At 70.2% G+C, this 15655-nt stretch carries 18 protein-coding genes; 4 read left to right on the top strand and 14 right to left on the bottom strand.

What is annotated here, in order from left to right; translation table 11 throughout:
* The 8 genes from ACTJI1_RS06160 to ACTJI1_RS06125 all read right to left on the bottom strand — a co-directional run bounded on the left by ACTJI1_RS06160 (position 1) and on the right by ACTJI1_RS06125 (position 8076).
* On the bottom strand, positions 1 to 414 hold the full coding sequence (locus ACTJI1_RS06160; protein WP_440741926.1) for an RbsD/FucU family protein: 414 nt from the start codon (positions 412 to 414) through the stop codon (positions 1 to 3).
* Positions 411 to 1457: an aldo/keto reductase gene (locus ACTJI1_RS06155; protein WP_440741925.1), complete on the bottom strand. Its 1047-nt coding sequence runs from the start codon at positions 1455 to 1457 to the stop codon at positions 411 to 413. Before ACTJI1_RS06155 ends, ACTJI1_RS06160 begins: the two co-directional genes overlap by 4 nt.
* Positions 1458 to 1506: 49 nt before the next feature.
* On the bottom strand, positions 1507 to 3057 hold the full coding sequence (locus tag ACTJI1_RS06150; RefSeq protein WP_440741924.1) for an alpha-L-fucosidase: 1551 nt from the start codon (positions 3055 to 3057) through the stop codon (positions 1507 to 1509).
* 20 nt (positions 3058 to 3077) lie between these two features.
* The gene (locus ACTJI1_RS06145) at positions 3078 to 3947 is read right to left on the bottom strand and encodes a carbohydrate ABC transporter permease (protein ID WP_440741923.1); all 870 of its coding nucleotides are present in this window, start codon (positions 3945 to 3947) and stop codon (positions 3078 to 3080) included.
* A complete protein-coding gene (locus ACTJI1_RS06140) occupies positions 3940 to 4899 on the bottom strand; it encodes a carbohydrate ABC transporter permease (RefSeq protein WP_440741922.1) in 960 nt (319 codons plus the stop codon). Before ACTJI1_RS06140 ends, ACTJI1_RS06145 begins: the two co-directional genes overlap by 8 nt.
* Complete coding sequence (locus ACTJI1_RS06135; protein ID WP_440741921.1) at positions 4896 to 6026, bottom strand: ABC transporter substrate-binding protein; 1131 nt, start codon at positions 6024 to 6026, stop codon at positions 4896 to 4898. The genes ACTJI1_RS06140 and ACTJI1_RS06135 overlap by 4 nt, the downstream gene beginning before the upstream one ends.
* 245 nt (positions 6027 to 6271) lie before the next feature.
* Positions 6272 to 7246, bottom strand: a complete 975-nt coding sequence (locus ACTJI1_RS06130) for a Gfo/Idh/MocA family protein (protein WP_440741920.1) — start codon at positions 7244 to 7246, stop codon at positions 6272 to 6274.
* Positions 7243 to 8076, bottom strand: a complete 834-nt coding sequence (locus ACTJI1_RS06125) for a sugar phosphate isomerase/epimerase family protein (RefSeq protein WP_440741919.1) — start codon at positions 8074 to 8076, stop codon at positions 7243 to 7245. The genes ACTJI1_RS06130 and ACTJI1_RS06125 overlap by 4 nt, the downstream gene beginning before the upstream one ends.
* Positions 8077 to 8156: 80 nt before the next feature.
* On the opposite strand from ACTJI1_RS06125, the gene ACTJI1_RS06120 reads away from it, so the two are divergent.
* The 3 genes from ACTJI1_RS06120 to ACTJI1_RS06110 are packed head-to-tail and all read left to right on the top strand — an operon-like array spanning position 8157 to position 10707.
* Positions 8157 to 9191 carry a LacI family DNA-binding transcriptional regulator gene (locus ACTJI1_RS06120; RefSeq protein WP_440741918.1) on the top strand — a complete coding sequence of 345 codons (1035 nt, stop codon included), beginning with the start codon at positions 8157 to 8159 and terminating at the stop codon, positions 9189 to 9191.
* Positions 9188 to 9910: an SDR family oxidoreductase gene (locus tag ACTJI1_RS06115; RefSeq protein ID WP_440741917.1), complete on the top strand. Its 723-nt coding sequence runs from the start codon at positions 9188 to 9190 to the stop codon at positions 9908 to 9910. Before ACTJI1_RS06120 ends, ACTJI1_RS06115 begins: the two co-directional genes overlap by 4 nt.
* A gap of 59 nt (positions 9911 to 9969) precedes the next feature.
* Positions 9970 to 10707 carry an SDR family NAD(P)-dependent oxidoreductase gene (locus ACTJI1_RS06110; protein ID WP_440741916.1) on the top strand — a complete coding sequence of 246 codons (738 nt, stop codon included), beginning with the start codon at positions 9970 to 9972 and terminating at the stop codon, positions 10705 to 10707.
* Positions 10708 to 10738: 31 nt separating this feature from the next.
* Here ACTJI1_RS06110 and ACTJI1_RS06105 read toward each other — a convergent pair whose 3' ends face one another.
* A complete protein-coding gene (locus tag ACTJI1_RS06105) occupies positions 10739 to 10885 on the bottom strand; it encodes a hypothetical protein (protein ID WP_310129668.1) in 147 nt (48 codons plus the stop codon).
* A 174-nt stretch (positions 10886 to 11059) separates the two neighbouring features.
* Here ACTJI1_RS06105 and ACTJI1_RS06100 point away from each other — a divergent pair, with 174 nt between their 5' ends.
* Positions 11060 to 11395, top strand: coding sequence for an antibiotic biosynthesis monooxygenase family protein (locus ACTJI1_RS06100; protein WP_440741915.1), 336 nt, complete (start codon positions 11060 to 11062; stop codon positions 11393 to 11395).
* Between the two features lie 131 nt (positions 11396 to 11526).
* On the opposite strand, the gene ACTJI1_RS06095 is transcribed toward ACTJI1_RS06100, so the two are convergent.
* From ACTJI1_RS06095 to ACTJI1_RS06075, 5 genes are all read right to left on the bottom strand, one after another.
* A complete protein-coding gene (locus tag ACTJI1_RS06095) occupies positions 11527 to 11703 on the bottom strand; it encodes a hypothetical protein (RefSeq protein WP_440741914.1) in 177 nt (58 codons plus the stop codon).
* A gap of 51 nt (positions 11704 to 11754) precedes the next feature.
* Complete coding sequence (locus ACTJI1_RS06090; RefSeq protein ID WP_440741913.1) at positions 11755 to 12372, bottom strand: GNAT family N-acetyltransferase; 618 nt, start codon at positions 12370 to 12372, stop codon at positions 11755 to 11757.
* Between the two features lie 56 nt (positions 12373 to 12428).
* Positions 12429 to 12821 carry a type II toxin-antitoxin system PemK/MazF family toxin gene (locus ACTJI1_RS06085; protein WP_440741912.1) on the bottom strand — a complete coding sequence of 131 codons (393 nt, stop codon included), beginning with the start codon at positions 12819 to 12821 and terminating at the stop codon, positions 12429 to 12431.
* A gap of 28 nt (positions 12822 to 12849) precedes the next feature.
* Positions 12850 to 14094, bottom strand: coding sequence for an ammonium transporter (locus ACTJI1_RS06080; RefSeq protein WP_440741911.1), 1245 nt, complete (start codon positions 14092 to 14094; stop codon positions 12850 to 12852).
* Positions 14095 to 14197: 103 nt separating this feature from the next.
* Positions 14198 to 15481 carry an ammonium transporter gene (locus ACTJI1_RS06075; RefSeq protein WP_310129676.1) on the bottom strand — a complete coding sequence of 428 codons (1284 nt, stop codon included), beginning with the start codon at positions 15479 to 15481 and terminating at the stop codon, positions 14198 to 14200.
* Between the last annotated feature and the right edge of the window lie 174 nt (positions 15482 to 15655).

Raw genomic sequence — 15655 nt, 5'->3', positions numbered from 1 at the left:
TCAGCGCAGCCCGATGGTGAGCAGGAGGTTGCCGTACAGGCGCTCGTCCCCGGTGGCGATGACCACGCCCACGTCGGGCGAGCGGACGCGGTCGTAGAAGGCGAACCGGTCGACCTGCTCCAGCGGCACGTCCTCACCCAGCCTGCGCGCGTACTCCTCCTGCGCCGGCGCCTCGACCCCGGCCGGCGTCTGCATGACGGTCGCCGACTCGACGTTGACCGTGGTGAGCACGGCGTCGAGCACCGACGTGACGTCGAGCAGGCCGGGACGCAGGTTGAGGTGGATGAGGCGCACCCCGGGCCCCGTCGCAGTGAGGTACGGGTAGTTCCCGTCGGCGATCAGCACCCCCGAGCCGTGCCCCGACGAGGCGAGCGCCTCGAGCAGCGGCGGATGGACCAGCGGGCCGGTGATCATGCCCCCACCTCCAGCGCGGCGCGGTCGGCGGTGTAGCCGTTCCAGCCCGGGACCGTGCCGTCCACATCCCACAGGTCGAGCCAGCTGCCGGCGCCGGGCCAGAGGAACACCTGGCCCTTGATGAGCCGGTTGTTCCGCTCCGCGGATCGCAGGGCCTCCAGCTCGGCGGGGGTGAGCGGGTCCTCGACCACGGCGCGCAGGTTGGCGGTGTACTGCGGCTCCTTCACGGAGAACGGGATCGGCACCTGGCCCCGCTGCACCGCCCACTTCAGGCAGATGAGGGCGGGATGCACGCCGTGCGCCTCCGCGATCGCCACGACCACCGGATGCTCCATGTCGGACGCGTCCGTGTCGACCCGGTCGCGCTCCGGCCGTGACGGCGACCCCAGCGGCGAGTAGCCGACCGGCTGGATGCCGTGGTCCAGGCAGAACCGGAACAGCTCAGGCTGCTGGAAGCAGGGGTGCAGCTCCATCTCGTTGAGCGCCGGCGCGATGCGCGCGTCGGCGAGGATCGCCGTGAGCTTCGGGATGGTGACGTTCGACGTGCCGAGGTGCCGCACGATCCCCTCGTCGACGAGCCCCTCCAGCGCATGCCACAGCGCCATGAACTCCTCGTGGATGTACGGGCGCGCGTCCGGGTCGCGGTCCGCCACATCCGCGAAGGGCGCGTGGTGGTTCGGGAACGGCCAGTGCACGAACACCGCGTCGAGCACGTCCAGGCGCAGGTCGCGCAACGAGCGGCGCACCGAGGCCACCGCCGCGTCGGGCTCGTGCGCGTCGTTCCACACCTTCGACATCACGAACAGCTCGTCGCGCGGCACACCGCCGGCGATCGCGTCCTGCAGGACCGCGCCGACCTGCTCCTCGTTGCCGTACACGGACGCGCAGTCGATCAGGCGGTACCCGGCCCGGATCGCACCGGTGACGGCAGCGGCGACCTCGTCCGCACTGTAGTGGTCGGATCCGAACGTCCCCACGCCGATCGCGGGCATCACGGCTCCGCTCGCGAGGCGGCGGGTCGGCACGCTGTCGATCTTGATCATCTATCTCTCCGTTTTCAGTGTCAGCGGCGAATGTGTGGGCGCGTCCGCGTCAGATGTTGAGGCCGTGGAAGAAGTCGATGCGCGTCTCGGCAGCGGCCGGCTCCAGCTCGATGCGCACCACCGCGCCGCCGGGTCCCGAGGTCTCCGCGGACGGGAGCACGACCTCCAGGTGATCGGCCGTGCGGGTCCACTCCGGTCGCTCCGACGAGCCCAGCACGCGCACGTCCACGATCGGCCGGTCGACGAACCGGCTCCCCGACCCGAAGGTGCGGATGCGCATCCGGCCGTCCTGCGGCCGCACCATCCCGATCGCGTAGACGTAGTCGTGGCCGACCTCCGTCATGCGGGTGAAACGGAGGTCCTCCGCCGTGTACACCGGGGCGGCGGCGTCGGTGAACGATCCGCCGGCGGGGGCGGTCGGCCCCTCGCCGAAAACGGTCCACGGGCTGGAACCGTAGATCGCCTCGCCGTGAACGGCCAGCCAGTCGCCGACGGCCTCCAGCAGCGCGACCTCCTCCTCGGGGATGGTCCCGTCGGGGCGCGGGCCGACGTTCAGCAGCAGGTTCCCGTTCTTGGCGACCACGTCGACGAGCTCCTGGATGAGCTCAGAAGCGTCCTTGTACTCGTGCCCTTCGACCCAGCTCCACGATGTCCGCGACACGGAGGTGTCGTTCTGCCAGACGTCGTCGCGGATGCCGCCCATCGTGCCGCGCTCGATGTCGAGCACCGCGGATCCGGGGGCGAACGCATCCCACTTGTAGTTGATGACCACCTCGCGGCCCCATTCGGCGGCCCGGTTGTAGTAGTACGCGGCGAGGCGGCGGATGTAGGGCTCGAACGACGGCTCCTCGATGCCCGTGTCGAAGTACAGGATCTGCGGACGATACGAGTCGATGATCTCGACCGTGCGCAGCAGCCAGTCCTCGAGGAAACGTTCGGTCGGGTTCATCTCCTTGCGCAGGGCCGGGCCGTACAGGTCGGCGTACGCAGGGTCGCGGACATCGGAGTCGAACTCCGCTCCCCCGTTCATGAAGAACCAGTGCTCGGCCCGGTGCGTCGAGGCACCGGTGACGAGCCAGGACCGGTCGACGGCCGACAGCAGGTCGCCCATCACGTCGCGCTTGGGCCCGATCTCCGTGACCTTCCAGCGCGAACGGGCGGTGTCGTACATCGTGTAGCCGTCGTGATGCTCCGCGACCGGCACCACGAACTGCGCGCCCGCCCGCTTGAACAGGGCGACCCACTGCTCGGGGTCGTAGCGTTCCATCCGAAAGTGCGGGAGGAAGTCCTTGTAGCCGAAACGATCCTGCGGCCCGTAGGTCGCCACGTGGTGCTCGAACGCGGGTGTCCCCCGCCGGTACATGGTGCGCGGGTACCACTCGTTGCCGAACGCCGGCACGGAGAAGGCGCCCCAGTGGAGGAAGATGCCGAACTTCGCGTCGCGGTACCACTGCGGCACGCGATACCCCGAGAGCGACTCCCAGGTGGCGTCGAACGGGCCGGTGTCGATGACGGCGTCGACCTGCGCGAGCGCGGCGCGGTTGTCCGACACGTCGACGGGCGCGGGCAGGGTCGAGGGGTCGAGTGGTTCGAGGTTCACGTGTCTCCGTCCGTCGCGGCTCAACGGCCGCCGAAGGCGCCCGCGCCGATCGCGGCCACCAGCTGTCTCTGTGCGAACGCGACGACGAGCACCACGGGGGCGATCGTCATCACGCACGCGGCCATGAGCAGCTGCCATTGCGTGCCGGTCTGGGTCGTGAATCCGGCGATCCCGATCGGGATGGTCCACTTCTCCGCGCTGTTGAGGATGATCAACGGCCAGAGGAAGCTGTTCCAGCTGCCCAGGAAGGCGAAGATCGCCAGAACCGAGAGCGCCGGCCGCACGAGCGGCACGATGACGCTGATCAGGATGCGCCAGGTGGATGCGCCGTCGAGACGGGCGGCCTCCTCCAGCTCCGCGGGGATCTGGAGCATGAACTGCCGGAGCAGGAACGCGCCGAAGGCCCCGAACAGACCCGGCAGGATGAGAGCCACCCAGGTGTCGGCCAGTCCGGCCTGGTCGAAACCGAGGAACAGGGGGACGACGGCGACCTCGCTCGGCAGCGTCAGCGTGATGACAAACAGGAGGAAGATCGCGCTGCGTCCGGGGAAGCGCAGCCGCGCGAACGCGAACGCCGTGAGTGTCGCCACGATCAGCGTGAGCACCGTCGAGATGGCCGCGACGACCAGGCTGTTGATCATCAGCCGCCCGAAGTCCACCTCGGTCCAGGCGTCCACGAAGTTGGACCAGAGCACCTTCGATCCGATGAAGCTGATCTGCGCCGCGAACACCTCGTTCGCCGGCTTCAGCGCGGTGAAGAACGTCCAGATCAGCGGGAACGAGAACACCAGCGCGAAGAGCCACGCGATCGTGGTGTTCGCCGCGAACCCGATGGTCCGCCCGCGACGGCGCCAGCGCGAGCCGGGGGCCGGGAGCCGGTTCTCAGTCATAGTGGACCCACTTCCTCTGTCCCCAGAGCTGGAACAGCGTGAAGACCGCGATGATCACGAACAGCACGGTCGCGATGGCCGACGCATACCCGAGCTCGTTGTTCGTGAAGGCGGTCTGGTAGAGGTACAGCATGATCGTCATCGTGCTGTTGCCCGGGCCGCCGCCCGTGATGACGTACGCCTGGGCGAAGGTCTGCCAGGCGCCGATGACGGTCAGCACGGTCGTGAAGAACAGGGCCGGGCTGACGAGCGGGAGCGTGATCGAGACGAGCCGGCGGAACCGCCCGGCCCCGTCGATCCTGGACGCCGCGATGACATCCGGGCTGATCGAGTCGAGACCCGCGCCCAGCACGATCATGTTGTAGCCGAACGACTGCCAGAGCGAGACGCCGATCACGACGGCCAGCGCCCAGTTCCCGTCGCTGAGCCAGGGGATGGGGCCCAGTCCGATCCCCGCCAGGGCCTGGTTCACGGCGCCGTCCTTCTGGAAGAGCAGCCGGAAGACGGCGGCGTTCGCCACCATCGGGGACAGGGCGGGGATCAGGAAGACGACACGGAGCCAGTTGCGGCCCGCGATGCGTGTCTTCAGCCACAGCGCCATCGCCATCGAGATCGCGATGTTGGCCGGGACGTAGATGAGCACGAAGATCGCGGTCACCAGGACGCTGTTGAGGAACTGCGGGTCGCTCAGCAGCCGGACGTAGTTGGCCGTGCCCGTGAACTGGGTCCCGCCGAGCAGCGTCGAATCCGAGAACCCGAGGATCAGGGAGGCGACCTGCGGGATGACGATGAAGATCGCCAGTCCGATGAGCCCGGGGAGGACGAAGACCCAGCCCACCCAGCGGGGGCCCCCGAGGGGCCGGCGACGAAGCCGGCCCCTCGGGCGGTCCACCGGCGGGACGGAGCCCTCGGCGACCTCCTCTTCCGCTTGGTCGAGCCGAACGAAGGTCATTGCCCGAGGCCGGCCTTCACCTGCTGGAGGACCTCGGCCACCGTGTTCTTGCCCGAGAACGCGTTCACCTCGTACTGGGTGAGCAGCGTGTCCAGCTGTGCCTGGTTGGACGGCACCGGCGAGGGCGTCGCGTCACCGGTCATCTGCTTGATGACCGCGGTGAACGCGGGCGATCCGACGTTGGTCGACCAGGCGTCGAGTGCGTCCAGGCGAGCCGGGACGGACGCCTGCGACTTCGTCACGTACTCGAGTCCGCTCTTGCTCGTCATGGCTGCGACGGCCTCGAACGCCTTCTGCTTGTCACCGCACGTCTTGGTGATGCCGAAGCCCGAACCGCTGATGAACCCCTTCGAGGTCCCGCTCGTGCTGGGGATCACGGCGATCCCGACGTTGTCCTTGCCGAGCGTCTGCTGCTCGTGCTGCAGGTCCCACAGGCCTTCCAGCTCCATGGCCGCCTGGCCGGTGCTGAACGCGTCGATGTCCGGGAAGGTACCGCCCGCAGCGGCCTCGAGCGGCTTCGCCACCTTGTACTTGTTCGACAGGTCGACGAGCAGCTGCAGCGCGTTGCGGAAGTTCGGGTCGTCCAGCTTCGGCCCGTTCTTGTCGGCGTAGGGATGGCCGTCAGCTGCCATCAGCGTGCTGATCGGCGTGGAGCCCTGCCCGATCGCGAAGCCGTAGACGCCGTTCTTCGTGGTCGCCTTGGCGGCGGCGATGAAGTCGTCGACCGACCAGTTCTGACCGGGCTCCGCGACCCCGGCCTCCTGGAACAGCTTCTTGTTGTAGAAGATGACGTTCGGGCCGGCGTTGAACGGGATGGCGTACAGCTTGCCGTTGACGCTGAGCTGCTCGAGCATCGCCGAGCTGTAGGCCGACAGGTCCAGCTTGTTCTTCTTCGCCAGGTCGTCCAACGGCTCCAGGCCCTGGACATACTGGTTGACGCGCCCGTTCTGGAAGGTGACCAGGCAGGGAGCGCTGCTGCTCCTCATCACCGTCGGGAGCTTGGTGTAGTAGTCGTTGATCGGCGGCCCCGAGAACGACACGGACACCTTGGGGTCGGCGTGCTTGCCCCCGGCGATGTAGTCGCTCCACTGCTGCTTGTCGGGCTTGCCGCCGATCCACGTGTACATCTTGAGAGTGTTGCCCGAGAGACCGGACGAAGCGTCCGCGCCTCCAGAGCATGCGGCGAGAGCGAATGCGACGACTCCCGCAGCCAGAACCGAGAGGCCGATACGGGTACGGCTCCTCCGGCTCATCGACCGTGCCTTCATGAACTCCTCCTTGAGTGATCGGGCGAAACGTTACGACTACAGTGAATGCTAGAAAATGTTGGCCCAGCGCGTCAATGGTTTTGTGAAAGAACGAAACGTTTCGTTCATGCGGTTCCTCTCAGCAGGTCGTGGGCGAGGATCGTCTCGGCGACCACCATGGTCTTGAGCGCATCCCCGAAGTGCGAGGACGGCCGCCGACGGGTTCGGACCGCCTCGATGAACTCCGCGCTCTTCGCCTGGAACCCTCCGCGCACGTACAGCTCCGCCGAGCCGGCGACCTCCGCGGCGTCCAGCTCCTCCTGGCCGTCCGGCCCCCAGACCACGGCCCCGACCTCCAGGTCGCCGTCGGCCATGACCCCGGGTCCGTGCACCTCGACCCCGAACGTCCTGCGCCCGCTCGTCCAGCTCGTGATCATGACCCCGACGGCGCCGGTGTCGAACTCGAGGGTCGCCGTGATGAAGTTGATGTCGTCGACGAGCACGCGCCGCGTCACATCCGAGATCGAGACGACCTCGCCGCCGCACAGATGCCGCAGGGTGTCGATCACGTGCACGCCGTCGTCCATCATCCGGTCGCGGGCGGACACCATCGGGCTGGGGTCGTTCTTGTAGAACCGGCACACGGCGTGAACGACGTCGCCCTGTTCGCGCACGCGACCGAGCATCCGCTCGAGCAGGGGCGACGACCGGCGCTGGAAGCCGACCTGGGTGATGCAGCCGTTCTCCTCGGCCAGCCGCGCGAGCGTGCGCGCCTGGTGCACGGTCAGGCCCAGCGGCTTCTCGACGAAGAGGTCGAGACCGCGTTCGAGGCAGGCGCACCAGATGCCGAACATGAGCTCGGGCGGGCCGATGACGTAGACGGCGTCGGGACGGACCGCATCCAGCATGGCCGGCCAGTCGTCGAACAGCGCGGAGACGCCCCACCGCTCGCCGGTCGCCCGCAGGCGTTCGGGCGACAGGTCGCAGATGCCGACGATCTCCACGTCGCTGAGCGAGGCCAGAGAGGGGTAGTGGACGAGGTTGGCCATCTGGCCGGCGCCGATCACCGCCACCCGGACCGGTGCGTCCGCGGCGCTCATCGCAGTGCCCCCGCTACCTCGCGAGCCTGCGTCTGCAGACGTTTCGCATGGGCGAGATCACGCGTGACCTTGGCGACGAGGTCGCTCTCGTCCGTGTACTCCGCCGTCAGGCAGATCGGACCGGCGAACGCGCTGGCGGTGAGGTAGCGGATCGCCCGCCCCCACTCCGCCATGCCGTTCCGCGCGTCGGTGAACACCGGCTCCCACCGCGGGTCGTCCTCCCCGGAGGCGCCGTCCTCGACACGGGCGAAGTACGCGCTCTTGAGGTTGACGATCCCGAGCCAGGGCCACAGCAGCTCGAGCCCGTGCTCCGGTCGCTTGCGGGCCAGACCGTCGTGCGCCGCGTCCCAGATCGCCGCGATGCCCGGGGAGTTGACGTCGCGCAGCAGCGCGTACAGCTCGGAGGAGTCGGCGATGTAGTCGTCGTAGTGCGGCTGGACCGCGACCCGGACGCCGTACCGCTCGGCGCGCTCGGCGAGCACGGGAAGGGTCTGGCGGATCTGCGCGCCCGTCGCGGCATATCCCGCGTCACCGATCGGCACCATGATCCGGATGAACGGGACGCCCGCCTCCGCGCAGGCGGCGAAGGTGGCCTCATCGGTGCCGGATGCGATGCTGGCGACGGTCACACCGGCCCGCGCGAGCTCGCGCACCGCTGCCGGCAGCGCGATCGTCACCGTGTCCGGGGTGACCTGGTAGCCCGGACGCACCGGCAGCTCCACCGCGTCGAATCCCATGCCCGCGACGAGGTCGCCCAGGGCGCTCGTCGTCGGCCCGCGCCAGGGTTTGGTGAAGACGCTCCACGTCGTCGTCGGGTGGTCGTGCGGCATCACGAGCTCCTTTGCTATAACGTTGTAAAAATCTTGTGCAACGATACAGTGAATCGAGAACAGGTCAAGCACGGAAGGAGGTGAGGGCGATCGCGACCATCAAGGACGTCGCCCGGGCCGCCGGCGTATCCCCCTCCACCGTGTCCAACCTGCTCAACTCCCGCGACCATCTGATGCAACCGGAGACGCGTCAGCGCGTGCTGCTGGCGATGGAGGCCCTCTCGTATCGGCCCAGCCGCGTCGCGCGACAACTGCGGGGCGCACCCAACCCGGTACTCGGACTGATCGTGCCGTCCGTGGCCAACCCGTTCTGGGGATCCTGGGCCGCCCAGCTCGAGACGGTGCTCCACGCACACGGGCGGCACGTCTACCTGTGCAACAGCGACCGCGATCCCGAACGCGAGCGCGCGTACGTCGAGCAGCTCCGGGCCGACGGCGTCGAACAGATCGTGCTCTCCACCTCACTCCCCTCCCTCGATCACCTCGGGCCCGCGATGGACGCAGGCATGCGGATCATCGCCTTCGACCGCGAGCCGCAGGACACGGATCCGCCGGGCCTGCTCAGCGTCAGCGTCGACAACGAAGCCGGCGCCCACGCCGCCACACAGCACCTCGTCGACCGCGGTCACCGACGAATCGCCTTCGTCTCCGGAGCGATCCGGACGGTCAGCCGCCGCCGTCGACTCGCGGGGTACCGGCGGGCCCTCGCCGAGAACGGAATCCCCTTCGACGACGCCCTCGTCCCGCTCTCCCCTGAGCTGGGGGATGCCGACAGCGGTCCGCTCGCGCGGCAGGCGGTCCACGCACTCCTGGGCCTGGACCACCGGCCGACCGCGCTCGTCGCTGTCAACGACATGTTCGCACTGAGCGCCTCCGCCGCGCTCCGGGACGCCGGACGGGATGCCGCGGACATCGCCGTGGTCGGCTTCGACGACATCCCGTTCAGCGCCCTCGTCTCCCCCGCGCTCACGACGGTCCGGCAGCCTCTGCGTGAGATGGCCGAGGCCGTCGTCGCGCTGGCGGCCGACGGGACCGCCGGGACGGATGCGCGAACGTCGCTGCTCTTCGCGCCGACTCTCGTGGAGCGGGAATCGACCGCCAGGAGGATCTCATGAGTCTTGCCGGAACCGCAGTGCTCGTCGCGGGTGCGGCCGGAGGGGTCGGCCGTGCCGTCGCCCTCGACGCCGCGGCGGACGGGGCGACGGTCTTGCTGCTCGGGCGCGACGCGAGCCGCCTCGACGCCGTGCGCCGTGACGTGGTGGAAGCGGGCGGGACGGCTCACGCCGCTGTCGCGGACGCGACCTCCGCGGACGAGCTGACCGCCGCCGTCGAGCGATTCCGGGACGAGGTGGAGAGGATCGACGTGGTCATCAACGCCGTCGGCACCAACCTGAAGGCCCGTCGTCTCGACGAACTCGACGAGACCGGCTGGCAGTCGGTCATCGACGGAAACCTCACGTCGGCGTTCCGGCTCACGCGGGTGATCCTGCCGGTCTTGCGCTCCCAAGGCGGCGGGCTGCTGATCCACATCTCGTCGGTCGCGGCCCTCGCCGCCGACGGCTCGGGCGCCGCCTATCAGGCGAGCAAGGCGGGGCTCGCCGCACTCGCCCGGGCCACCGCCTTCGAAGCGGGCGCGGACGGGGTCCGGGTGACGACCATCTCCCCCGGCCTCATCGACACGCCGTTCGTCCGCCACCGCCCGACGGCGCCCTCGCCGAGCGAGCTGGCGCGCGCGCTGCACCCCGAGGACGTCGCCGACGTGTGCCTCGCGATCATGCGGCTGCCGGCCCGCGCGACCGTGAGCGAGGTCGTGCTGCGACCCACCGCCGGGTGACGCCGGCCTCCCCCTGTCCGCTTGTCCGCCGTCCCTTCGCCCACCGAGATGGAGATCCGATGACCGCATCCACCACCGACCGAGCCGTCCTGATCACGGGAGGGGCCACGGGCATCGGGCTCGGCATCGCCGAGGCGTTCCTGGCGGCGGGTGATCGCGTGGCGATCACCACGCATTCCACCCCGGTGCCCGAGCACCTCGCCGACCGGGTGATCGCCGAACGGATGGATGTCACCGACAGCGCCGACGTCACGGCGACCGTCGGCAGGGTCGCCGCAGCGCTCGGCGGCCGGATCGACGTGCTCGTCAACAACGCGGGCGGACTCGTCGCCCGCCGCGCGACGGAGGCGGCGGACGACGAGCACTGGCATCGCGTCGTCGAGCTGAACCTGTCCAGCGTCTTCTACGCGGTGCGGGCCGCACTCCCGCTCATGGGCGAGGGCGGCCGCATCGTGAACATCTCGTCCCTGGCGGCGCACAACGGCGGCGGGTCGGGGGCGGGAGCCTATGCGGCCGCCAAAGCCGGCGTGGAGGGTCTCACGCGCGCACTGGCCAAGGAGCTCGGCCCGCGCGGGATCGCGGTCTCGGCCATCGCGCCGGGCCTGATCCTCGACACTCCGTTCCACGAGCGCTTCACACCGGAGGCGGATCAGCGCGCTGCCGTCGCGGCCACTCCGCTCGGACGCGCCGGCACTCCCGCCGACGTCGCCGCGGCCGCTCTCTACCTCGCGTCAGAGGCAGGCGGATTCGCCTCGGGAACCGTGGTCGCGGTGAACGGGGCCGCGGCGTTCCACTGAGCGCGCGGCGGTGACACGGAGCCGACGGACCTCAGGCGCCCGGCCCGCCGCAGTCGATGCAGCCGACCGTGAGGCACTGCCGTCCGGCCTCGTGGTCGCTCGCGTCGAAGTGCCGCTTCATCGCGGCGAAGCTCAGCTGCTGCGGATCGGCGGGGTTGAGGGTCTCGGTGTCGGTCATGGGGGTCCTTCGGGTGGGCTGCTGTGGTGCTGCGGTCCGCCATCTGCGAGGGGGGCGCGTCGCGAACCGCCCGCCGATGATAACCAGCGATGTCAGTGATTCCGCTGAGACTGGGGCGGCCGAGTCGCCGGCGCTACATTCGGTGGTGGACGCACGCCAGAACGGAGCACGACCGTGTACACCTCCACATTCATCTTCGCGACCAAGCAGTACGACGACGAGTTCCACCGGCTGAACGACGAGATCGCCGAGCGCGCCCGCCGCATCCCCGGCTTCCTCGGCGAGGAGGCGTGGGAGAACCCGGAGACCGGCCTCCACTCGGAGGTCTACTACTGGGAGTCCCTGGAGTCGCTGCACGAGCTGATCGGCATGGACACGCACCGCGTCGCGAAGGGCGCCCACGAGCAGTGGCTGGGGCCCTACCGCGTGGTGATCGGACAGGTCCTCTCCGAGTACGGCCAGAAAGGCCTGGCCATCGAGCACGCACCGCTCCCCGTCCCCGGCGCCTGACCCGCTGGTCCGGTTGAGGGGTTGCGCCAGGGCCACCTGGTGACTGCTGGTGTTCGTCACATCTGCCCGTGCTCGAGCGGCCGCACACGTGACGTGGCGCCGCAGTCGCATTCGGGCGACGGCCGCCCGCGTCAGCGGCCGCGCGTCTCCCCCGCGGGATTCGACGGGTCCAGGCCGTCTCCCGGGAGGTGCTGTACGGCTCCGCCGCTGGGCAGCCGCTGCGCCGGGCTCTCCGTGAGGCGGCCCTCCGGCGGCCGGTAGTCGCGCTCGCGTCCGATCCACGCCCGCAGGCGCTCCATGACGGTCATGCGGCGAGTTTACGCCCGCCGAGCAGCCGCGCCCACCGCAGCATCGAGCCGCTACCCCACCGGCCCCCGCGCATCCCGCCACATCGAGGTGACCGCCGCGCCGTCGAGCACCGCGCTGAAGCCGCCGACCGGTCGGAAGCCCGCGCGCTCGTAGCGGTGGTCGTTGGCCGGGTTCGTCGACTCGAGGTACGACGGCACCCCCTCCGCGTCGAAGCGTGCCAGCGTCTCGGCGAGCAGGCGCTGCCCGATGCCCTGGCCGCGATGCTCGGGATGCGTCGCCAGCAGGCTCAGGTACATGTGCGGGGTGTCGTGCGGGTGCGACTGCTCGAACAGCGTCCACAGCCGCCGGTAGGCGTCGAACCGCTCCGGGGTGAGGATGCGCTGCATCAGCGCATCCGCCGCCTGCTCCTGCTCCTCCGTCAGCTCGTCGGCGCCGGGCGGGATCCACAGCGCGACCGTCGCCGCCTCGCCGCGCGGGCCGTCGACGAGCCAGACGTGGCCGTGCGGGATGCCGCCCTCGGCGAAGAAGCGCCAGAACGGATGCAGGTGGCCGGTTCCCCCGTCGGCGGCTTCGAGGGCCGGTCCCCAGACGGGGTCGTCCCGGAAGGCCAGGGCGATCGTCTCGGCGACCGCGTCCACGTCCTTCGGTCCGGCGATGCGCGCATCCATACCCGCACTGTAGCGGTCGGCCCCGGCCGGCGAACCGTCGGCCGACACAGCCCGGCTCACCGCCACCCGTACCGCGCCGCCAGCGCCGCGCGCACCGTGTCGAACCGGCGCGCGTCGAGCGCCGCGCCCTCGCGGCGCATCCCGCCCTGCTGCACCCGGAAGACGCGGTCGAGCCGCACGAAGCTCGGGCGGTGCCGCCCGTCCCAGTCCCCCGAGCCGATCGGCAGGTACTCCGGGCGCCCGGGATGCTCCTGGCTGGTCAGCGCGACCGCCAGCACCGCGCCCGACTGCTCGGTCGCGACCACAAGCACCGGCCGGTCCTTGCCGCGGCCGTCGGCCTCCTCGTACGGCACCCACGTCCAGACGATCTCGCCGGGGTCCGCGTCGCCGTCCAGCCGCGGGTTGTACGAGGTGCGGATGCGGCCGAGGCCGCGCGGGTCCACCTGCACGGTGGCCGCGGCGCCGGACCGGCCCCGCTCAGCGGGCGGAGCCGGGGCCGGCGGGGTCCGCGACGGACGGAACAGACCGCTCAGTGCGGACAGGACGCTTCTGACGGAGGCCACGGTCGGCACCATAGCGGATGCGCGTGAGCCCGATCGTGAACCGCAGCGCGAGGGCGAGCAGCAGCGACACCGTCGTCGCGTACAGCAGCACCGACATCCCGGCGATGCCCTGCGCGATGAACAGGTCGAAGTTGCCGCTGTCGACCATCCCGCCGCCGTTCGCGAACAGCCCGGGGAAGAACAGGCCGACCAGCCCGCCGACGACGGTGACGACGCAGAGCGTCAGCGACGGCCCGAACCGTGCCCGCGCCGCCAGATCGACCATCGTGGCGCAGGCGAGGGCCGAGAGAGCGCCGACGAGCATCGCCCAGCCGAGCGTCAGCACCCCGGAGGCCGCGGTCACCGACACCAGCCCGGCGAACGCACCCCACAGGGCGCTGGGGAGGGTCGGACGCCGCAGCAGGACCGCATCCACGAGCATCCACATCAGCACACCCGTCGCCGAGGCGACGAACGCGCCGACGGCGATCAGCGGCGCGTAGGCGTCGAGGGCGCCCTCCGAGCCGACGACGAGCCCGAGCCAGCCCACCCACAACGCCGCGCCGCCGAAGGCGACCAGGGCGGGACGCGCGGGCCGCGCGGGCTGGTGCTCGCCGCGGCCGCAGGCGAGCAGGACGCCGACGGCGCTGCCCCCGGCGGCCACCACCGGCAGCGCTCCCCCGAAGTCGACCACCTGGAGGCCGGCGACCGCCCAGCCGTCGTCCAGCGCGAACACGCCGTAGGCGACCGGCGCGACCACGAGCGGGAGCCAGAGGACGCTGAACACGATCCAGGCGCGGAGCGTCAGCCGCGAGGCCACGGCGACAGCGACCACAGCCGCGCACAGCACCAGCACGGCGATCAGGTAGCCCGCCCGCGCGGCCGGATACGGCGACGACGAGGCGGGGTGGACCCCCGCGACCGACGAGAGTCCCGGATCGGGGGCGCCGATCAGGTGCGGGATGAGCGGAGCGCCGGCGACCATCCCGTACCCGCCCAGCACGGCCAGCAGCACGGTGACCGCCGTGCCGAGCAGCACGAACCGGAACGCCCGGGCCGCCCGGGCGCGGCCGCCCAGGCCGCCGACGTAGAAGGCGAGACCGAAGGCGGCGAGCAGCACCAGCGCGCCGCAGAAGAACAGCAGCAGTGCATCCACCTGGTCCGGCGTCGCCCGTGCCATGTGCTCCCTCGCTCGAATCCGTGCCCCACCACACCCTAGCGACGACGACGGACGGGGCGCCGCCTTCCGGCGACGCCCCGTCTGCTGTCGGTCTGCGGTCGGATCAGACCGTCTCGAGCGAGTAGCCCTCCTCGCCGTGCACCACGGTGTCGACGCCGGCCAGCTCGTCCTCGTTCTTGATGCGGAAGCCCATCGTCTTCTGGATGACCCAGCCGATGGCGTACGCCAGGACGAAGGAGTAGATCAGCACCGAGAAGGCGCCGATGGCCTGCACGCCCAGCTGGTAGAAGCTGCCGCCGTACAGCAGGCTGGAGAACTCCGCGGTCGGCTCGCCCTTGCTGTTGTACATGTGGGTGAAGCCGAAGAAGCCGATCCAGAGCGTTCCGATCAGACCGCCGACGAGGTGGATGCCGACCACGTCGAGCGAGTCGTCGAAGCCGAGGCGGAACTTCAGGTCGATCGCCAGGGCGCAGACGGCGCCGGCGACGAGGCCCAGGAGGATCGCGAAGCCCGGGGTCAGGATGTTACAGGCCGGGGTGATCGCGACGAGGCCCGCGACGGCGCCCGATGCGGCGCCGATCGACGTCGGCTTGCCGTCCTTGATCTTCTCGACGATCAGCCAGCCGATGGTCGCGGCGGCCGGGGCGGCCAGGGTGTTGACCCAGGCGATCGCGGCGACGCCGTCGACCGCGGCCTCCGAGCCGGCGTTGAAGCCGAACCAGCCGAACCACAGGAGCGCGGCGCCCAGCAGCGTCAGCGGGACGTTGTGCGGCTTGGACATGCCCTTCTGGAAGCCGACGCGCTTGCCGAGCACCAGCGCCAGGGCGAGACCCGCGGCACCGGCGTTGATGTGCACCGCGGTGCCACCGGCGAAGTCGTTCACGTGCAGGACCGCGGGCGCCCATCCGTCGGCCAGGTTGAACACCCAGTACGCGACCGGGAAGTACACGACGGTGACCCAGATGCCGGCGAAGACCATCCAGGAGCCGAACTTGGCGCGGTCGGCGATGGCGCCGGAGATCAGCGCGACGGTGATGATCGCGAAGGTCGCCTGGAAGCCGGCGAAGGCGAGGCCGCCGAGGTCGGGGGTGATGCCGTCCTTGCCCATCAGGCTGGACAGGAACCAGTCCGGCGTGCCGAGCCAGTGCGGGATGGACGGGGTGCCGAACGACAGACCGTATCCGTAGACGACCCAGAGGACGCCCACGAGGGCCATCGCGCCGAAGCTCATCATCATCATGCTGATGACGCTCTTGGCGCGGACCATGCCGCCGTAGAAGAAGGCGACACCGGGAGTCATCAGGAGGACGAGGGCCGCGGCGACCAGGAGCCACAGGGCGTTGACCGTCCCTGCCTCCGCGTAGTCCGCTGCTGAGTGGAGCACCATGCGAATCAACTGCCTCTCTGTGCAAGCCCCGCGGGGTGACGCGATCCCGATCCGGGTGGGGGGCGCTTTCGGGGTGTGGCCAGTTTCGAGCCGAGAGGTTTCGTCAGAGGGATGCTCGTGTTTCGCGAGTGTTACGCATCCGGCCGATGTGTAAACACTGTGTTTCGGGATGCT

The sequence above is a fragment of the Leifsonia sp. 22587 genome (genome assembly GCF_052044215.1).
Taxonomy (GTDB): Bacteria; Actinomycetota; Actinomycetes; order Actinomycetales; family Microbacteriaceae; genus Leifsonia; species Leifsonia shinshuensis_C.
This window is presented reverse-complemented; position numbering and strand designations above follow the sequence as displayed.